The sequence below is a fragment of the Micromonospora sp. NPDC005203 genome (genome assembly GCF_042872705.1).
In the GTDB taxonomy this organism is placed as follows: Bacteria; Actinomycetota; Actinomycetes; order Mycobacteriales; family Micromonosporaceae; genus Micromonospora.
In genome coordinates, this window is the sequence record NZ_JBIAKV010000005.1 from 289046 (window position 1) to 305112 (window position 16067).

Genomic DNA, 16067 nt, shown 5'->3' on the forward strand with positions numbered 1-16067 from the left:
CGCGAGCGCCGCGTCCGCGCGAGCCCGCCGTCCGCCGCGAGGTGCGGTCGCTCGACGCGGGGCGAGCCGCACGCCGTACCGCTCGACGCGGAAGCGCCGGCGAGCGGGGGCTGCCCGCTCGTCGGCGCTCGATGCGCTGTCGCTGTTGTCAGCGGCGGCCGTTGGTGCGGGCGGTGTCCTTGTCCTTGCCCAGTGCCTTGGTGAGGTCGTCGGTCGGCCGACCGGTGACGTCCGTGGCGCCCTCGGCGACCGAGGGGACCTTGTCGGTCGGGCGGATCCCGGTCTGCTTGGCCGGGGCGGTGGTGCTGGCGCTGCTGCCGCCGGCCACCGCCGAGCTGCCCGCGCCGGTCATCCCCGCCGCGCCGGTCATGGCCGCCCCGTCGGTCATGGCCGCCCCGTCGGTGCCCTTGGCGGCGGACGGCGTGCGCACCTCGATCGAGTCGACCTCGTCGCGCATCGGTTCGAGGTTGCGAGTCGGGTCGTACTCGGCCCACTCCTGCTGCTCCCGGCGGCGGCGCATCGCCACTGCGCCGGCCAGGCCGGCGACGACACCTGCGGCCAGCAGGCCGGTCATCATCGAGCCGCGACGGCGCGGCTGCTTCTTCTTACCGGTGATCCGCATGGTCTTCGACTTGGCCTTCCTGGTCAGCGGCCCTGCCTGCGCGGCGCCGTCACGGGCCGCCGCCGCCAGCGGTGCCAGCGTGGTGAGTGTCGTCCCCCAGCCGGTCGACGCCTGGTCGCGAACCCTCGCCGCAGCCGGCCCGACGTAACCCCGGGCCACCTGGACCCGCGGACCGACGGTCGCGCCGGCACCCTTCGCGGCGTGGTTGGCTGCCTGCATCAGGTGGCTGATGCTCTGGTTCAGCTCGGCCTTGGCCAACTGCCCCTGGGACTTACGCCGCCCGAATCCAAACACGGTCCTACCTCCTGGGAGTTGTTCCTTCGTCATCCTCCACCAACGGATGCCTCCGCGATGCCAGATCGGGCACATGGGAGGATCCGCATGGAACTGACCAACGAGTGAGGAGTACCCGTGGCCGAGGCTGTCTACGCCACCCTGCACACCAACGCTGGCCCGATCCGGCTGGAGCTCTTCGAAAACCACGCGCCGAAGACCGTCCGCAACTTCGTCGACCTGGCCGAGGGCAACCGTGAGTACACCGACCCGCGCACCGGTCAGCCGGGCAGTGGGCCGTACTACGACGGCACCATCTCGCACCGGGTGATCAGCGGTTTCATGGTCCAGATGGGCGACCCGACCGGCACCGGTCGGGGCGGACCGGGCTACAAGTTCGCCGACGAGTTCCACCCGGAGCTGCGGTTCGACCGTCCCTACCTGGTGGCGATGGCGAACGCCGGACCGGGCACCAACGGTTCGCAGTTCTTCATCACCGTGTCCCCGACGCCGCACCTCAACAACCGGCACACGATCTTCGGCCAGGTTGCCGACGAGCAGTCGGTGAAGGTCGTGGACTCGATCGCCAGCACCCCGACCGGCCCGAGCGACCGTCCGCTCCAGGACGTCGTCATCGAGCGGGTCGAGATCGAGCGGTCTGCTTCCTGACCGATTCGCGAGGTACCTTTGCTCGCATGATTGAGCGCTCCGGAGCACCGCACCGGCCGGCGTCGGTGGATCGCGCGGCGGTGGACGGAAGGTCGGCCCGGTGAGCGAGTCTCCGCCGACCACCCCGGTCTGCTACCGGCACCCCGGCCGGGAGACCTACGTCCGGTGCACCCGCTGCGACCGGCCGATCTGCCCGGACTGCATGCGGGAGGCGTCCGTCGGGCACCAGTGCCCGGAGTGCGTCAACGAGGGACGTCGCAGTGTCCGGCCGGCGCGTACCGCCTTCGGTGGCGGTGCCGCCGGCCGGCACGGCTATGTCACCAAGGCGCTCATCGCGCTGAACGTGCTGCTCATGCTGCTCTCCATCGCCTCCGACCGGGGTGGGGACGCGGCGGTGGGCGGTTCCGGCTTCGGCGGTCTGATGGGCGGCGGCACGCCGCTGACCAACTGGGGGTCGGTGCTCGGGCTGGCGGTCCTGCCCGACGGCACGCTCGGCGGGATCGCCGAGGGCCAGTGGTACCGGCTGGTCACCGCGATGTTCCTGCACTACGGCGTGGTCCATCTGCTGCTCAACATGTGGGCCCTGTGGGTGCTCGGCCGATCCCTGGAGGCCAGCCTCGGCCGGGTGCGGTTCGCCGCGCTCTACCTGATCGCGGGCCTCGGCGGCAACGTGGCCGCCTACCTGTTCAGCGAGCCGAGAGCGGCCACCGTCGGGGCATCGACCTCGATCTTCGGGCTCTTCGCCGCACTGCTCATCATCGAGCGCAAGATGGGTCGGGATATCTCCCAGATCATCCCGATCCTGGTGATCAACCTGGTGTTCACGCTCGCCGTTCCGGGCATCTCGATCCCCGGGCACCTGGGTGGCCTGGTGGTCGGCGCGCTGCTGGCGCTGGTGCTCGCGTACGCGCCGCGTGGTCGACGCACATTGGTGCAGGTCGTCGGCGGGGCGATCATCCTGCTGATCCTGCTCGGCCTGGTGCTCTTCCGCACCGCCGCCCTGCTCGGTTGACAACTCGATCGAGATCTTGGAAGGGCTGTGCCCCGGGAGGGGCCGTTTACTTCCAAGACCTCCGGGTGTCAGGAGCGGCGGGCTGCGCGTAGCGCGGCGGCGACCTCTTCCGGGGCGGCGCCCAGGTCGTATCGGCCGAAGAGGTGCAGTGACTCGCCCGCGTCGATCTCCAGGACCTCGGACGTGAGCCCCAGTCGCGGTCGCCGGTCCACGGTGATCGCCTCGATCGACGGCCAGGGCAACAGTCGGCGACCAGCGAACCCGCGAATGACTGTGACTCCTGCCGGATCCACCGCCAGTCGGACCGGTGCGATCAGGTCGCGTAGCGCCCAAGCGGCCAGCACGGCGGCGGCCAGGACGGCCAGCACCAACCGCACCGGGTCGCCGTCGGCGAAGAGCAGCCCGAGCGCGACCAGCAGGACCGCACCGGCCAGCTTCGCCGCCGGTAGGCTCGCCGGCACTCGCCACTGCCGGACCGGGGAGATCTCATCCACGCGCTCAGCATGCCAGCGGCTGCCGACTCCCGGCAGTGCCCGCCCGGTCCGCGAGCGCCCGCCCGGTCCGCGAGCGCCCCGCACCACCGGGGCGGGCGCGCACCGGCGTGGCCGGTGGAGGGAGAGCAAACCCGGGAGCAGCCAGCCGCTCCAGGGAGGACGTAGGATCGGGGCAGCCCAGGTTACCGGGGAGTAAACATGAGTGACGCGGTCATCGTCGGCGCGGTGCGCACCCCGGTCGGACGGCGGCGGGGCAGCCTCGCCGACGTCCACCCGGTAGATCTTTCGGCGCACGTGCTGCGCGCCCTCGCCGAGCGCACCGGGATCGACCCGGAGCAGGTCGACGACGTCCTCTGGGGCTGCGTGTCCCAGGTCGGCGAGCAATCGTGGAACATCGCCCGCAACGGCGTGCTCGCCGCCGGCTGGCCCGAGACGGTGCCCGGCACGACCCTGGACCGGCAGTGCGGCTCCAGTCAGCAGGCCCTGCACTTCGCCGCCGCGACTGTGCTGTCCGACCAGGCCGACCTGGTGGTGGCCGGCGGTGTCGAGTCGATGACCCGGGTGCCGATGGGCTCCAGCGTGGCCGGCGGGATGCCGTTCAGCGACCAGTTGCGCGCCCGCTATCGCGGCGTCGAGGGCTTCGCCGACGACGCGCCGCTGCCGTTCAACCAGGGGGTCGGGGCCGAGCTGATCGCCCAGCGGTGGCGCCTCTCGCGCACCCAACTGGACGAGTTCGCGTTGGCCAGCCACGAGAAGGCGGCCGCCGCACAGGACGCCGGGGCGTTCGATCCGGAGCTGACCCCGGTGCCGCTGGGCGATGGGGGCAAGTTCACCGCCGACGAGGGCATCCGCCGGGAGACCTCGCTGGAGAAGCTGGGCGAGCTGGCCACCCCGTTCCGCGCCGACGGTGTGGTGACCGCCGGTTCGGCGTCCCAGATCTCCGACGGCGCGGCGGCGCTCGCCGTGACCACCTCCGACTGGGCCAGCCGGCACGGCCTGCGCCCGCTCGCTCGGATCCACACCGCCGTGGTCGCCGCCGACGACCCGGTCACCATGCTCACCGCACCCATCCCGGCCACCGCGAAGGCGCTGCGCCGCGCGGGGCTGGGCATCGAGGAGATCGGGGTGTACGAGGTGAACGAGGCGTTCGCCCCGGTCCCGCTGGCGTGGCTGGCGGAGACCGAGGCCGATCCGGAGCGGCTCAACCCGCGCGGCGGGGCCATCGCCCTCGGTCACCCGCTGGGTGGCTCCGGCGCCCGGATCATGACCACCATGCTCCAGCACATGCGGGACAACGGGATCCGCTACGGCCTGCAGACCATGTGCGAGGGCGGCGGCATGGCCAACGTCACGATCGTCGAGCTGATCTGAGGACACCGCCGCCCACCCGTCCGGGCGGTGCTCACCTTCGCCGGCGCCGGAAAAAGCGGTCCCCAACTCCCGGACGGCGGCCTAGGGTGCCCAGCGTGACGACGATCGAGCGTGCCCAGGACTGGTCCGGAGAGCAGTGGCGGACGCAGGCCCGGTCCTGGGTCGACGAACAGTTGACCCGCGCGGGTCGGCGGGTGACCGGGTCGGTGGAGCCGCGGGTCCGTCCGTGGTCGCTGGTGTGGCGGGTGCCCACCGACGGTGGTCCGGTCTGGTTCAAGGCCAACAATCCGGGCACGGCGCACGAGGCCGCCCTGATCGCGACGCTGACCCGACTCACGCCGGAACGGGTGCTCACCCCGATCGCGGTGGACCCGGAGCGGGGCTGGTCGTTGCTGCCCGACGGCGGCGAGTCACTGCGCGGCCTGCTCAGCCGCGACCCGGACCTGAGGCACTGGGAGCGGGCGCTGCCCGGGTACGCCGCCCTCCAACTGGCCACCGCGGCGCAGGCCGACGAGCTGGTCGCCTCCGGCGTTCCGGACCATCGGCCCGAGGTGCTCGCCGACCTCTTCGTCGAGCTGCTCGACGACCGCGCGTCGCTGTTGCTCGGTGCGCAGGAGGGGCTCGACCCCGAGATGTACGACCGGCTGCGGGCGGAGGTGCCGTCGTACGCCGAGCGGTGCCGTCGGCTCGCCGAGTTCGGCATCCCGGCCACGGTGCAGCACGACGACCTGCACGACGACAATGTCTTCGCCGGCCCGGACGGGTACCGCTACTTCGACTGGGGGGACGCCTCGGTGGCGCACCCGTTCGGCACGCTGCTGGTGACCCTGCGTTCCGTCCGGTACGCCGACGAGCTGGCTGTCGACGACGCCGGGCTGGCCCGGTTGCGGGACGCCTACCTGGAGGCGTGGACCGACCGGTACGACCGGCGGACCCTCCTGGAGGCCGCCGACCTGGCGATCACCCTGGGGCCGGTGAGCCGGTCGCTCTCCTGGCGTCGAGCCCTGGACACCACCGAGGAGTCGCGGTCCGAGTACGCCGCCGCGGTCCCCGGTTGGTTGCCGGAGCTGTTCGCCGCCAGCCCGATTCGGCCCAACTCCTGACCATGATCCGTCCGAGTCGGAAGTCGGACAGGCAGTGCGACGCGCGGCGTGGAACTTCCAAAAAAGCGGCGTGACCCACGTCACCCCGCTGGTGGCGTCGTTGGGCAGGTCATGGACGTCTTCTCCCGAACGTTCCTCCCGGCCGCCGCCGAGGCTGGCCTGGCCGTGCAGACGGTGAGCCGGCACATGCCGGTCTTCCGACGCTGCGTCGGCTCCGGTGACGCCACCATCCTGGTCACCCGTTGCAGCCGCCCCGACCGCCCGGTCACCGGCGACTACCTCCTACTGCTCACGCACCGTCGGCTGGTGGTGACCCAGCAGACCCGTCTCCTGCACCGGCTGCGCCTGCACCTCAACACCGAGCTGCGCGAGCTGAGCAACGTGACCTGGAGCCCGGACCCCCGACTGCACTCGGTCGAGATGGCGGCCACCGCGATCGACGGGATCCGTGAGCGGTTCCTGATCCGCACCAGCCACCCGAAGCAGGTCTGGCAGCTCGACGCGCTGCTCAACCAGGCGTTCCGGACCCGCCTGCGGCCGCCCGGCGCCCGGGTCGTCGCCAGCATCGGTGACGCCCCGGCCGACGCGCGGCCCGGCATGTTCGCTCCGTCCTGGTGAGCTGACACCCGACCTTCGCGACGCCTTTACCGAACTCGAACACGCGCCGATCGCGCCGAGCCTCGCCGTCGGCAATCATGGGCCGGTGACCGTCGAACCGCCGCACCGCGGGCTCGTCCTCGTGGTCGAGGACGAGCCGGCCATCGCCGACCTGGTCCGGCTCTACCTCGCCCGGGACGGATTCGGCGTCCACCTGGAACGCGACGGCGAGGCCGGTCTGTACGCGGCTCGCCGGTTACGCCCGGTGGCCTGCGTCCTGGACATCGCGTTGCCGGGCCTCCCCGGCACCGAGATCTGCCGCCGGCTACGCGAGGCGGGCGACTGGACCCCGGTCATCTTCCTCACCGCCCGGGACGACGAGGTGGACCGGATCGTCGGCCTGGAGTTGGGCGCCGACGACTACGTCACCAAGCCGTTCAGCCCTCGGGAGTTGGTCGCCCGGGTGCGCGCGGTGCTGCGCCGGGCCGCCGGCGGCCCGGCGGGCGCGGACCGGCCGCGCGTCGTCGGCCCGGTGACGCTCGACCCGGGCCGCCGCACGGTCACCGTCGCGGGCGCGCCGGTGCAGCTCACCTCCACCGAGTTCGATCTGCTGGCGCACCTGATGGCCCGGCCCGGTCGGGTCTTCACCCGGGAGGAGCTGCTGGCCGGGGTCTGGGGTTACGCGGCGCACGCCGGCACCCGCACTGTCGACGTGCACGTCGCCCAGGTGCGGGCGAAACTCGGCCCGGCCAGCGTCATCAAGACCCACCGTGGCGTCGGGTACGCGGTCGATGCCTGACCACTCCGGGCGCGTCGGGTCGCCCACCATGACCCTGCCGGTGGTCGGCGCCGGCCCGCCCGCCGCACCTCGGCGAGGCCGACTCGGCCGTACGCTGACCGCCCGCGCGGTGCTCGTCACGTGCGCGGTGGCGCTGGTGTCGGTGCTGGTCACCGCCATCGTCGCGGTGCCGTTGGCGATCCGTGGCGCGGAGCGACGCGATCAGGACGCGCTCGCCGCCCAGGCCCGGCTGGCTGCCGAGGTGCTGCGGACCCGCCTGGACCGGGGTCGCAGCGCCGACGAGGAGCGGCTCATCCAGCAGCTCCGCAACCAGGGCATCGACGCGTACCTGATCCGGCGCGGGGCGGTCGACCGGCCGGGCCTGCCACCCAGGGTGGTGCAGCGGATCGAACAGGGCCGCAACGTGTCGGTGCGGCGCGTCGTCAACGGGGAGCGTGCCCTGGTCGAGGGCCGGGCGCTGCCCAACGGCAACGGGGTGGTGCTCTCCCGTGGCGCGTCCCACGGGTTGTGGGCACAGGTGCTGCTGAGCCTCTGGTTGCCGCTGCTGGCCGGGTTGGCCGCCGGTGTGGTCGCCGGGCTGCTGCTGGCCCGCCGGTTGGCTCGGCCGATCCGCGTGGCGGCCACCGCCGCCGCCCGGCTGCGCGCCGGCGACCGCGCCGTCCGGATACCTGTCGAGTCACCGGACGAGGTCGCCGACCTGGCCGAGGCGTTGAACGGTCTGGCCGGCGCGTTGGCCACCAGCGAGGGCCGGCAGCGGGAGTTCCTGCTGTCCGTCTCGCACGAGCTGCGCACCCCGCTGACCGCGATCCGGGGGTACGCCGAGGCGCTCGCCGACGGGGTGCTCGGCGCGGACGACATGGTGGACACCGGTCGGACGATGCTGACCGAGGCCCAACACCTGGACCGACTGATCGGGGACCTGCTGGCGCTGGCCCGACTGGAGGCCGCCGACTTCCCGCTGGAACCGGTGCCGGTGGACCTGACCGAGCTGGCCGTGCACGCGGAGCCGACCTGGGCCGGCCGGTGCGCGGCGGTGGGCGTGTCGTTCCGGCTGGAGACGCCCGGTCGGCCGGTGCCCGCGTACACCGATCCGGGGCGGATCCGGCAGGTGCTGGACGGGTTGTTGGAGAACGCGCTGCGGGTCGTACCCCCGGGGTCGCCGGTGGTGCTCGCGGTCCGGCCGGCCGGCGCGGACCCGGCCTCCGGCGGTGAGCTGGAGGTTCGGGACGGCGGACCCGGCTTCACCGACGACGACCTGGCGGTGGCGTTCGAACGGGGTGCGCTGCACGAGCGGTACCGGGGGGTGCGCAAGGTGGGCAGCGGGCTGGGGTTGGCGCTGGCCGCCGGCCTGGTCCGTCGGCTGGGCGGGGAGATCGCCGCGGGGCACGCGCCGGAGGGCGGCGCGGCCTTCACGGTCCGGCTGCCCGGTGATCCTTACCTGACTCGAACATCGGCCTGACGCTCCGCTCGTCCTCGGCCGGAATGCTGAGGACTCCACGGACGAGAGGGAACGCCATGCCACGTTGGGGATTCGCCACCGGCACCACGGCACTGCTCGCGGCGGTCGCGCTCGGGGTCACCGGCTGCGGCGCGGCCGAGGTGGCCAGCCAGCCCGCCCGGGACGCCGCCGTCGACGTCGCCGCCGCCCTCGGGGTGGAGGGTCAGGCGCTGACCGCGATGGGCTTCGACCCCGACGAGTTGGACGTGCGGACCATCGCCGCGCCGGCCACCCCGGCGCCGGGTGCCTCCCCCACGGCCAAGGACAAGGCCCGGGACAAGCGCGGCGAGGAGTGGCGCAAGCGCCACCAGGCCCGCGTGCTGTTGCGCAGGAACACTCTGCACGGCGAGGCGGTGGTGAAGGTCAAGGACAGCGGTACGCAGACCGTCGCCGTACAGCGCGGCGAGGTGACCGCGATCGACGGCGACTCGATGACCGTCAAGTCCACCGACGGCTTCACCATGACCTGGACCTTCGGCGACGACCTGCGGGTCGTCGAGCGCCGCGCCACGGTGCAGCCGAGCGAGGTCAAGGTCGGCGCGACGGTCGGCGTCGCTGGTGCCAAGGACGGCGACAAGGCAGTGGCCCGGCTGATCCTCATTCCCGGCGCCAAGTGAGCGGAAGGGGCCTCAGTCGAGGCCCCTTCCCTCAGTAGACGCGGGAGCCGATGAAGTCGTCGTGACCGTAGCCGACCGGGTTGGCGGCGGTACGGGCCTCGAACGACCACTGCTGTCGGGTGCTGCCGGAACAACTCGCCAACCGCAGGCGGGAGCTGCCCAGCAACGGGTTGTCGAACGCCACGCAGAGGTTGCTCGCCGCCGCCGGCCTGAGCTGGTTGCCGACGAAGACGAACTGCTGGGCGCCGGTGCCGTTGCAGTCGTAGATGTTGACAGCCGTGCCCGAGGTCATCGAGCTGTTCGAGACGTCCAGGCAGCGGTCGTGGGACAGCTCCGAGTGCAGTGACCGCCGGGTCGAGTCGTACCAGAAGCCCTGGTTACGCCCACCGTGACAGGCGTGTGGCTGCTGCACGGTGCCGTTGCGGGAGTCGTACCCCCTGCCGTCGACGCAGGTGCCGGTGGCCAGGTTGCGCAGTTGCTTGAACTCCAGCAGCCCGGGGTAGAGCACGCCGCCGCCGGTGCTGGCCGGGTCGACGCAGCTCGCCCGCTCCTGCCCGGAGCTCCAGAACTGGGTGATGCACTGGGCGAACATGCCGTGCCCCCGGGCGTTGGGGTGGAACGACTGCCGGGCGGCGTTCTCGTTCCAGATCCCGACCTCGATGAAGAGGCCGCGGACCGAGGTGTTGTCGGTGCACACCTCGTGGCCGTGGAAGAGTCGGCTGGCGTCCAGGTAGCGGGTGCCGGTGTTCGCGGCGGCCGACCGCAGCGCCGACTCGAACAGCGGCACGGCCTTGTTCCGGGCGAACGCCGCGTCGGCCAGGTAGAGCAGGCAGCCACCGGAGTACCAGCCGGGGAAGTTCGGGTTGTCCTCCACGTCCGGGCTACCCGGGCTCGGGTACGACATGAGCACCAGCTCGTAGTCCGAGCGCAGGTAGCCGGCGTCGGTCATGGTCTGCCGGATGTCGGTGAGCGCGTCGGTCACGGCCTGCCGGCTGCCGTCGGTGCGGATCGTCCACTGATCGGTGTAGGTGGGGTAGCAGGCCCCCTGGAAGAGGACCCGACGGACGGCGCAGTCGGTGGCGACCGGACCGAACTGGATGGTGCCGTCGCCGTTCGCGCCGACCACCACCCAGATCAGCTTCACGTGCGTGTTGCGCGCCTTGATGCCCAGGTGGTCGCCCTGGTTCAGCTCGTTGTGCTGGGTCGGTCCGCCGGCGACGAGGTTCCACGGGGTGGCGCCGGAACAGGCCAGGTTGTACTGCGCGTCCGACGGGATGCCGGTCCGGAAGACCGCCTGGTCGTACGAGCGGTCGCACCAGTTGCCGTCCTGGTGGGTGCCGGGGACGTAGTTGCCGACGCCCTCGCCGGAGATCTCACTGTCGCCCATGGTGATCAGCGCGGTGCGACGTTGTTCGATCGGACGGATCGCGGGGCTGCCGTAGAGTGCGGTGGCCTCGGCGGCCCGGACGGCTTCGAGGTTGGCGGGGAGCGGCTGGACGGCCGGTCGGTCGGCGGCGGTGGCGGGGGTGGCCGGTCCGGCGAGCATTCCTAGGACGAGAGCGGCGACGGCGACGGCGATGGTGCTGGCCCGTCGTCGGGTCGCGCGTTCGGGCCTGGCGGGGATTGCAGGCATCGACGCACTCCTTTCGGCTCAGTCGCGGGACGTCGACTGAGTTACCAGACGGTAACGTGCGGATCAATGGATGTGAATGCGCCTCGGATCCTTGCGCGCGGGCTGCCGAACCGCCCGGATCGGACGATCCGGGCGCTGGCCCGTGCTGGGCGGCCCGAGCATCCGGGCCCGGTCAGCGGCCGGGTGGCAGCGCGTAGCCGACGTAGCCGCGAAACTCCAACCGCCAACCGGCCGGAACCAGCTTGGCGCAGGCCGGCCGACTGCCGGTGCAGACGATCGCGTCCACCGAGGTGGGATCGGCCGCCGGCCGTTCCGGCAGGACCGACTGCAACGACACCAGCTCCGGCGAGCGGCCGTCCGGCTGGCGCAGCGCCAACCACCACGGGTACTCCCAGTTGTCGTTCTGCTCCACCAGCCCGATCCGCCGGGCACCGCTGTCCCGGACCGCCGCCGAGGCCCAGCGGAACTCGTCGGCCCACTGCGGGCGGCGCAGGAACCGGGTGTCCCAGTCCGAGGTCGTGAAGACCGAGCCGGCGCCGACGAGCCGGCGCGGGAAGCCGTACGACAGTGCGAGCACCCCGGCCAGCGCGGACGTGGCCAACACGACGACCACCGCCAGAGTGGCCACCGAACGCCGCCGACCGCCGGCCGTGCCTGTCGTGCGGCCGGCCCGGCGGCGCAGGAGCGCGTCCACCCACAGCCCGGCGAGCGGCACGGCGAGCACGAGCGCGTACAGCAGCAGCCGGTTGCCCCACGGCTGCCACTTGATCATCGCGGTGTGCAGCAGGACGGTGGCCAGCACCACCACCGCGTACGCGCGCAGCGGCCCGACCTGCCCACCGTCGATCCGGCGCGGCCGGGTCAGCGCGACCACCGCGCCGATCAACGCCAACGCCCCGGCGACCGGGAACGCCACCCGGTCCTCGTCCGGGTACCAGGCGGGTTCCGGAAAGTTCTCCCGGCCGAAGGTGGTCGCCCGGTCCTGGGGGTCGACGCCGATCGCCTCCGCACCGCCGATGATCGCCGCCCCGCCGAGCTGACGCAGCGGTGCCAGTGGCGTGTCGAACGCGGTGTGCCCGATCCGCAGCGCGTTGACCAGGATCGACGGCGGATCGTGTCGCTCCATCGGAATCGACTCCCGCAACCGGGGCGGGCCCAGCGGATGCCCGAACTCGGCCGTCACCCGAGCCAGGAACGGTCCGACCACCACGGCCGCCACCAGCATGATCAGCACCGAACCACAGACGACGCGCGCCACGCCAGCGACCGGGCGGGAGGCCGGTACCGCGCGAGCAGCCGGTACCGCGCGAGCAGCCGGTACCGCGCGAGCAGCCGGTACCGCGCGAGCAGCCGGTACCGCGCCAGCAGTCGAGGCCCCGGCGGCCGGTGCCCGGTTGGCCAGGGCCAGTCGGAGCTGCGCCAACCCCCAGAGCACCAGCAACGGACCCACCGCGATCAGGCCGCTGGTCTTCGTCACCGCGGTCAGCCCGGCGGCCGCACCCAACCCGAGCAGGGTGCCCCAGCCGGTCCGCCGGCGCAGTCCGTCCAACACCAGCGTCGCCGCGCACGCCACCCATACCGCACAGACCAGGTCGGTCTGGGTGCTCGTCGCCTGGAGCACCACCATCGGCGTGGTCGCCAGTACGAACACGGTGATCAACTGAGCCCGCCGGCCACCGCCGAGCTGCGCCGTGATCCGTGCGGCCACCAGCAGGCAGAGCACCCCGGCGGCCCACTGCACCAGGTTGTACAGGTGGTCCCCGCCGGTCAGCAGGCGCAGGTGCAGGAGCAGGTACTCGGCTCCGGGCGGGATGGTCACCTGCCGGTGGATGGCTGTCGGCCAGAAGTCCAGATCGCCCTGGGCCACCCAGTGCTCCACCTTCGGCAGGTGGTACGTCTGCGAGTCGAAGTTGTTCGGCTCGGCTAGCAGCGCGACGAGCAACTCCACCAGGACCAGGCCGCTGACCGTGCCGGCGAGCAGGCGTTCGCCCCGACCCGCCGTCCGCCAGGTGTCGACGGCCCTGGCGAGCAGGCCGCCGCGTACCCGATCGACCTGGACCGGCCGGTGGTCGGGCCCGACCCGGCCGCCGTCGGCGATCGGCGCGGGCAGCTCCGGGCCGACACCGGCGGACACCGCCGCCCCGACCGGTACCGGCCGGAGCGCCGCGGCGGGCTGGTGCGCGGGAATGGCCCCCCGGCGACGCCAACGCAGCCCCGCCGCCGTCGCGCAGACGAGCAGAAAAGGTAACCAGGCGGCGGCAATCGCCGGCCGGTTCAGCGCGTGCGCCGCGCCGAACAGCTCGACAACGAGCACCGCGTACGCCCCGCTGACCAGGGCGGCGCGCACCACCGCGAGCCGTAGCGGCGCCACCGCGGCGGCCCTGCGCGGCCTCGTCGCGCCGGTGAGCAGGAGCACGGCGGCGGCGGGCACCACCGCGAGCAGGGAGCCGGCAGCCGACATGGCCGGAAGTAAACACCATCGGCCTGGGATCGCCACGTCGACTGCCCGCCGGTGGGGCCCACGTCGTGCTGACCGGCCAGGCTAGGCTATCCCCGACGTGTCGTCGCCACCGTGGAGATTTCCGTGAAGCTTTCGATCCTCATGCCGGTCTTCAACGAGGAAGAGCGCATCGCGGACGCCCTCAAGCAGGCATTGGCAGTGGACTATCCGTGCGAGATCGAGCTGGTCGTCGTCGACGACGGGAGCCGGGACGGCACCGGTGAGGTCCTCGGTCGCGCCGACGACGCACGCCTGCGGGTCATCACCCACCAGCGCAACGCCGGCAAGGGTGCCGCGATCAAGACGGCCGTCGACAGCGCGGAGGGCGACTACATGGTCATCCTCGACGCCGACCTGGAGTACGACCCGCAGGACATCCCCAAGCTGCTCGCCCCGGTGCTCGACGGGCGGGCCGAGGTGGTCTACGGCAATCGCACCTTCGGCAGTCACAGCGCCTACAGCTTCTGGTACGTGATGGGCAACAAGGGCGTCACGATGGCGGCCAACGTGCTGTTCAACTCGTACATCGGTGACCTGGAGACCTGCTTCAAGCTGATGCCGGTGGCGCTCTACCGGTCGCTGGAGGTGCGCTCGCGTGGCTTCGGCATGGAGGCCGAGGTGACCGGCAAGCTGCTGCGCCAGCGGATTCGCCCGTACGAGGTGCCGATCAGCTACCGGGCACGTGGCCGGGAAGAGGGCAAGAAGATCACCTGGAAGGACGGCGTCGAGGCGATCTGGATCCTCGGTCGCGAGCGCGCACGCCGCCGCCCCGCCACCTCAGCCCCGCGTTGAGCCCAGGAACGCGCTGATCGACCGCCGCAGACCGGTGGCGTCCAGGCCGTGCCACCGGATGTGGTCGGCCGGACTTCCGTAGCGCCGCAGGTCGGTCTGACCCACCCCGAGCGCGAGCAGCCGATGCGGCACGTCCGCCATCGCCCGGCTGACGACCGCGCTCGACGTGCCCGCCAGGTACGGCTCGACAAGCACCACCTCGGTCCCGGCGAGCGCCCGCAACCCCGCGGTGTCGAACGGCCGGGGCGTGTGGGTGTACCCGACTGTCACGTCCATTCCCTGAGTCGCCGCCACCGTGGCGTCGAGCATCGGCCCCACGGCCACCACCAGCGGCGCGCCCGTCCCGCCCTGCCGCAGCACCCGCAGCCGGTCCGCGTTCGGGTGCGCCTCGGCGTTGCGCTGCTCACTGAGCCGCAGGTAGACCGGGTCGTCGCTGGCCGCGGCGTGCCGGAGCAGCGGCGCGACCTCGTCCGGGTGGCCGGGCACCCGCACCGTCCAGCCGTCGCCGAGAGAGTCGAAGAGGGCCACGTCCCCCGGTGACTGGTGGGTCCGGCCCTCGGCCGACCCGTCGTAGGACGCGCCGATGCTGACCAGGACCGCGCCCACCCCCTGGTGGTCCAGATCCAACTTGATCTGCTCGTACGCCCGGTCCACCAGGAACGTCGCGTACGAGTGCACGATCGGGCGGAGCCCGGTCAGGGCGAGCCCGCCGGCCACACCGATCATGAGTTGCTCCCGGATGCCGACGTTGAGCACCCGATCCGGGTGCCGTCGAGCGGCCGGAGCGAACTGGCTGGCCGAGATGTCGGCCACGACGAGCGCGGTACGCGGATCCTCGTCGAGGAGCGTGGCGGTGCTGTCGATGAAGGCCGCACGCATGGCGGTCACCCCTTGCTCTCGATGCGGGCGACCACCAGGTGTGGCCGTTGTGGGCGGTGCCCGGTCAGCGCCCGGTACAGGGCGGTGTGGTCCCGGCCGTCGACGGTGTCGGCGGTCCAGCCGTTGACCGTGAAACGGCTGGCGATGCCACCCGACCAGCCGTGGGTGGACGACGAGTTGTCGACCACGATCGCGGTGAGGCTCTCCAGGCCGGTCGCTCCCGCGTACGCGATCGCCTCGTGGTTGGAACCCTCGTCCAGTTCGGCGTCGCCGAGCAGCACGTACACCCGGGGGGTGTGCAGCCCCTGGGCCCGCAGTCCGAGGGCGGTGCCGACGGCCAGCCCGAGGCCGTGGCCGAGTGAGCCGGAGCCGATCTCGACCCCGGGCACCAGCAGCCGGTCCGGGTGGTGGCCGAGCCGACTGTGTGGCCCGGCGAGGTCGTCGAGCCAGGCCTCCGGGAGAAAGCCGTGCGCGGCGAGCACCGCGTAGTAGGCGGCCGGCCCGTGCCCCTTGGAGAGCAGGAACCGGTCCCGCTCCGGATCGTCGACGGTGTCCGGGCTGACCCGCAGCACCCGGTCGTAGAGCACCTGGAGCACGTCGATGGTGGAGTGCGCACTGGGTGCGTGCTTCTCGTCGCCGGTCAGTCGTCGGATGAGCCCGGGGAGCCGGGACCCGGTGTCGGTTTTCAGTGCGGTGGTCATGCCACTACCCTGTTACTTGAAGTGCACTTCACCTCAAGGACCTGGTGATGCAGGATCTACTGACGATCGGCGACCTGTCCGCCCGCTCCGGGGTGGCTCCGTCGGCGCTGCGCTACTACGAGCGGCTCGGGCTGATCCGCGCCGACCGTACCGGCGGCAACCAGCGCCGGTACGCCCGCGCCGAGCTGCGCCGGGTCGCCTTCATCCGGATCTCCCAGCAGGTCGGCGTCTCGCTCGACGAGATCCGGGCGGCGTTGGAGTCGCTCCCCGAGGCCCGCACGCCCAGCCCGCAGGACTGGGCGCGGCTCTCCGCGAGCTGGCGGGGCCGGTTGGACGAAAAGATCCGCCTGCTCACCAACCTCCGCGACGATCTGGACGGCTGCATCGGCTGTGGCTGTCTGTCCCTGCAACGCTGCACGCTCAACAACCCGGGTGACGCGCTGGCCGGCGAGGGGCCGGGCGCCCGCCTGATGCTGCCCCGACCCACTGACGACACGCTCGTCTGAC

16 protein-coding genes are annotated in these 16067 nt (G+C 72.3%); 10 read left to right on the plus strand and 6 right to left on the minus strand.

Features of this window, described 5'->3' with window-relative positions; all coding sequences use genetic code 11:
- Positions 1 to 148 precede the first annotated feature (148 nt).
- A complete protein-coding gene (locus ACFYPM_RS15030) occupies positions 149 to 949 on the minus strand; it encodes a hypothetical protein (RefSeq protein WP_387196126.1) in 801 nt (266 codons plus the stop codon).
- A gap of 84 nt (positions 950 to 1033) precedes the next feature.
- Here ACFYPM_RS15030 and ACFYPM_RS15035 point away from each other — a divergent pair, with 84 nt between their 5' ends.
- Positions 1034 to 1564: a peptidylprolyl isomerase gene (locus tag ACFYPM_RS15035; protein WP_387196128.1), complete on the plus strand. Its 531-nt coding sequence runs from the start codon at positions 1034 to 1036 to the stop codon at positions 1562 to 1564.
- A gap of 100 nt (positions 1565 to 1664) precedes the next feature.
- Positions 1665 to 2576, plus strand: a complete 912-nt coding sequence (locus ACFYPM_RS15040) for a rhomboid family intramembrane serine protease (RefSeq protein ID WP_387196131.1) — start codon at positions 1665 to 1667, stop codon at positions 2574 to 2576.
- A 68-nt stretch (positions 2577 to 2644) separates the two neighbouring features.
- Here the strand turns inward: ACFYPM_RS15040 and ACFYPM_RS15045 are convergent, their stop codons facing one another.
- Complete coding sequence (locus ACFYPM_RS15045) at positions 2645 to 3070, minus strand: PH domain-containing protein (RefSeq protein ID WP_387196134.1); 426 nt, start codon at positions 3068 to 3070, stop codon at positions 2645 to 2647.
- A gap of 198 nt (positions 3071 to 3268) precedes the next feature.
- Between ACFYPM_RS15045 and ACFYPM_RS15050 the strand changes: the two genes are divergently transcribed.
- The 6 genes from ACFYPM_RS15050 (at position 3269) to ACFYPM_RS15075 (ending at position 9055) form a co-directional block, all read left to right on the plus strand.
- Positions 3269 to 4441 (plus strand): thiolase family protein, encoded by a 1173-nt coding sequence (locus tag ACFYPM_RS15050; protein WP_387196137.1) that lies wholly within the window; start codon positions 3269 to 3271, stop codon positions 4439 to 4441.
- A 95-nt stretch (positions 4442 to 4536) separates the two neighbouring features.
- On the plus strand, positions 4537 to 5544 hold the full coding sequence (locus ACFYPM_RS15055) for an aminoglycoside phosphotransferase family protein (RefSeq protein ID WP_387196141.1): 1008 nt from the start codon (positions 4537 to 4539) through the stop codon (positions 5542 to 5544).
- Between the two features lie 111 nt (positions 5545 to 5655).
- A complete protein-coding gene (locus ACFYPM_RS15060; protein WP_387196144.1) occupies positions 5656 to 6162 on the plus strand; it encodes a hypothetical protein in 507 nt (168 codons plus the stop codon).
- A gap of 85 nt (positions 6163 to 6247) precedes the next feature.
- Positions 6248 to 6940 carry a response regulator transcription factor gene (locus ACFYPM_RS15065; protein ID WP_387196147.1) on the plus strand — a complete coding sequence of 231 codons (693 nt, stop codon included), beginning with the start codon at positions 6248 to 6250 and terminating at the stop codon, positions 6938 to 6940.
- On the plus strand, positions 6933 to 8399 hold the full coding sequence (locus tag ACFYPM_RS15070; protein WP_387196150.1) for a histidine kinase dimerization/phospho-acceptor domain-containing protein: 1467 nt from the start codon (positions 6933 to 6935) through the stop codon (positions 8397 to 8399). Before ACFYPM_RS15065 ends, ACFYPM_RS15070 begins: the two co-directional genes overlap by 8 nt.
- Positions 8400 to 8455: 56 nt before the next feature.
- On the plus strand, positions 8456 to 9055 hold the full coding sequence (locus ACFYPM_RS15075) for a hypothetical protein (protein ID WP_387196152.1): 600 nt from the start codon (positions 8456 to 8458) through the stop codon (positions 9053 to 9055).
- A gap of 31 nt (positions 9056 to 9086) precedes the next feature.
- Here the strand turns inward: ACFYPM_RS15075 and ACFYPM_RS15080 are convergent, their stop codons facing one another.
- Both ACFYPM_RS15080 and ACFYPM_RS15085 read right to left on the minus strand, forming a co-directional pair.
- A complete protein-coding gene (locus ACFYPM_RS15080; RefSeq protein ID WP_387196155.1) occupies positions 9087 to 10688 on the minus strand; it encodes a ricin-type beta-trefoil lectin domain protein in 1602 nt (533 codons plus the stop codon).
- A gap of 172 nt (positions 10689 to 10860) precedes the next feature.
- Positions 10861 to 13149: a glycosyltransferase family 39 protein gene (locus ACFYPM_RS15085; protein WP_387196158.1), complete on the minus strand. Its 2289-nt coding sequence runs from the start codon at positions 13147 to 13149 to the stop codon at positions 10861 to 10863.
- A 123-nt stretch (positions 13150 to 13272) separates the two neighbouring features.
- Here ACFYPM_RS15085 and ACFYPM_RS15090 point away from each other — a divergent pair, with 123 nt between their 5' ends.
- Complete coding sequence (locus ACFYPM_RS15090) at positions 13273 to 13980, plus strand: glycosyltransferase family 2 protein (protein WP_387196162.1); 708 nt, start codon at positions 13273 to 13275, stop codon at positions 13978 to 13980.
- On the opposite strand, the gene ACFYPM_RS15095 is transcribed toward ACFYPM_RS15090, so the two are convergent.
- Both ACFYPM_RS15095 and ACFYPM_RS15100 read right to left on the minus strand, forming a co-directional pair.
- Positions 13966 to 14859: a transketolase family protein gene (locus ACFYPM_RS15095; protein WP_387196165.1), complete on the minus strand. Its 894-nt coding sequence runs from the start codon at positions 14857 to 14859 to the stop codon at positions 13966 to 13968. The genes ACFYPM_RS15090 and ACFYPM_RS15095 overlap by 15 nt on opposite strands.
- A gap of 5 nt (positions 14860 to 14864) precedes the next feature.
- A complete protein-coding gene (locus ACFYPM_RS15100; RefSeq protein ID WP_387196168.1) occupies positions 14865 to 15560 on the minus strand; it encodes a transketolase in 696 nt (231 codons plus the stop codon).
- A 47-nt stretch (positions 15561 to 15607) separates the two neighbouring features.
- Between ACFYPM_RS15100 and soxR the strand changes: the two genes are divergently transcribed.
- Complete coding sequence (gene soxR, locus ACFYPM_RS15105; protein ID WP_387196171.1) at positions 15608 to 16066, plus strand: redox-sensitive transcriptional activator SoxR; 459 nt, start codon at positions 15608 to 15610, stop codon at positions 16064 to 16066.
- The last annotated feature ends 1 nt before the right edge of the window (position 16067 follow it).

Bases quoted from the DNA above. Each gene is read 5' to 3' on its own strand.
- ACFYPM_RS15030 (WP_387196126.1), bottom strand. From the start codon at position 949: ATGACGAAGGAACAACTCCCAGGAGGTAGGACCGTGTTTGGATTCGGG.
- ACFYPM_RS15085 (WP_387196158.1), bottom strand. From the start codon at position 13,149: ATGTCGGCTGCCGGCTCCCTGCTCGCGGTGGTGCCCGCCGCCGCCGTG.
- soxR (WP_387196171.1), top strand. From the start codon at position 15,608: ATGCAGGATCTACTGACGATCGGCGACCTGTCCGCCCGCTCCGGGGTG.
- ACFYPM_RS15070 (WP_387196150.1), top strand. From the start codon at position 6,933: ATGCCTGACCACTCCGGGCGCGTCGGGTCGCCCACCATGACCCTGCCG.
- ACFYPM_RS15060 (WP_387196144.1), top strand. From the start codon at position 5,656: ATGGACGTCTTCTCCCGAACGTTCCTCCCGGCCGCCGCCGAGGCTGGC.
- ACFYPM_RS15075 (WP_387196152.1), top strand. From the start codon at position 8,456: ATGCCACGTTGGGGATTCGCCACCGGCACCACGGCACTGCTCGCGGCG.
- ACFYPM_RS15050 (WP_387196137.1), top strand. From the start codon at position 3,269: ATGAGTGACGCGGTCATCGTCGGCGCGGTGCGCACCCCGGTCGGACGG.
- ACFYPM_RS15095 (WP_387196165.1), bottom strand. From the start codon at position 14,859: ATGCGTGCGGCCTTCATCGACAGCACCGCCACGCTCCTCGACGAGGAT.
- ACFYPM_RS15080 (WP_387196155.1), bottom strand. From the start codon at position 10,688: ATGCCTGCAATCCCCGCCAGGCCCGAACGCGCGACCCGACGACGGGCC.
- ACFYPM_RS15100 (WP_387196168.1), bottom strand. From the start codon at position 15,560: ATGACCACCGCACTGAAAACCGACACCGGGTCCCGGCTCCCCGGGCTC.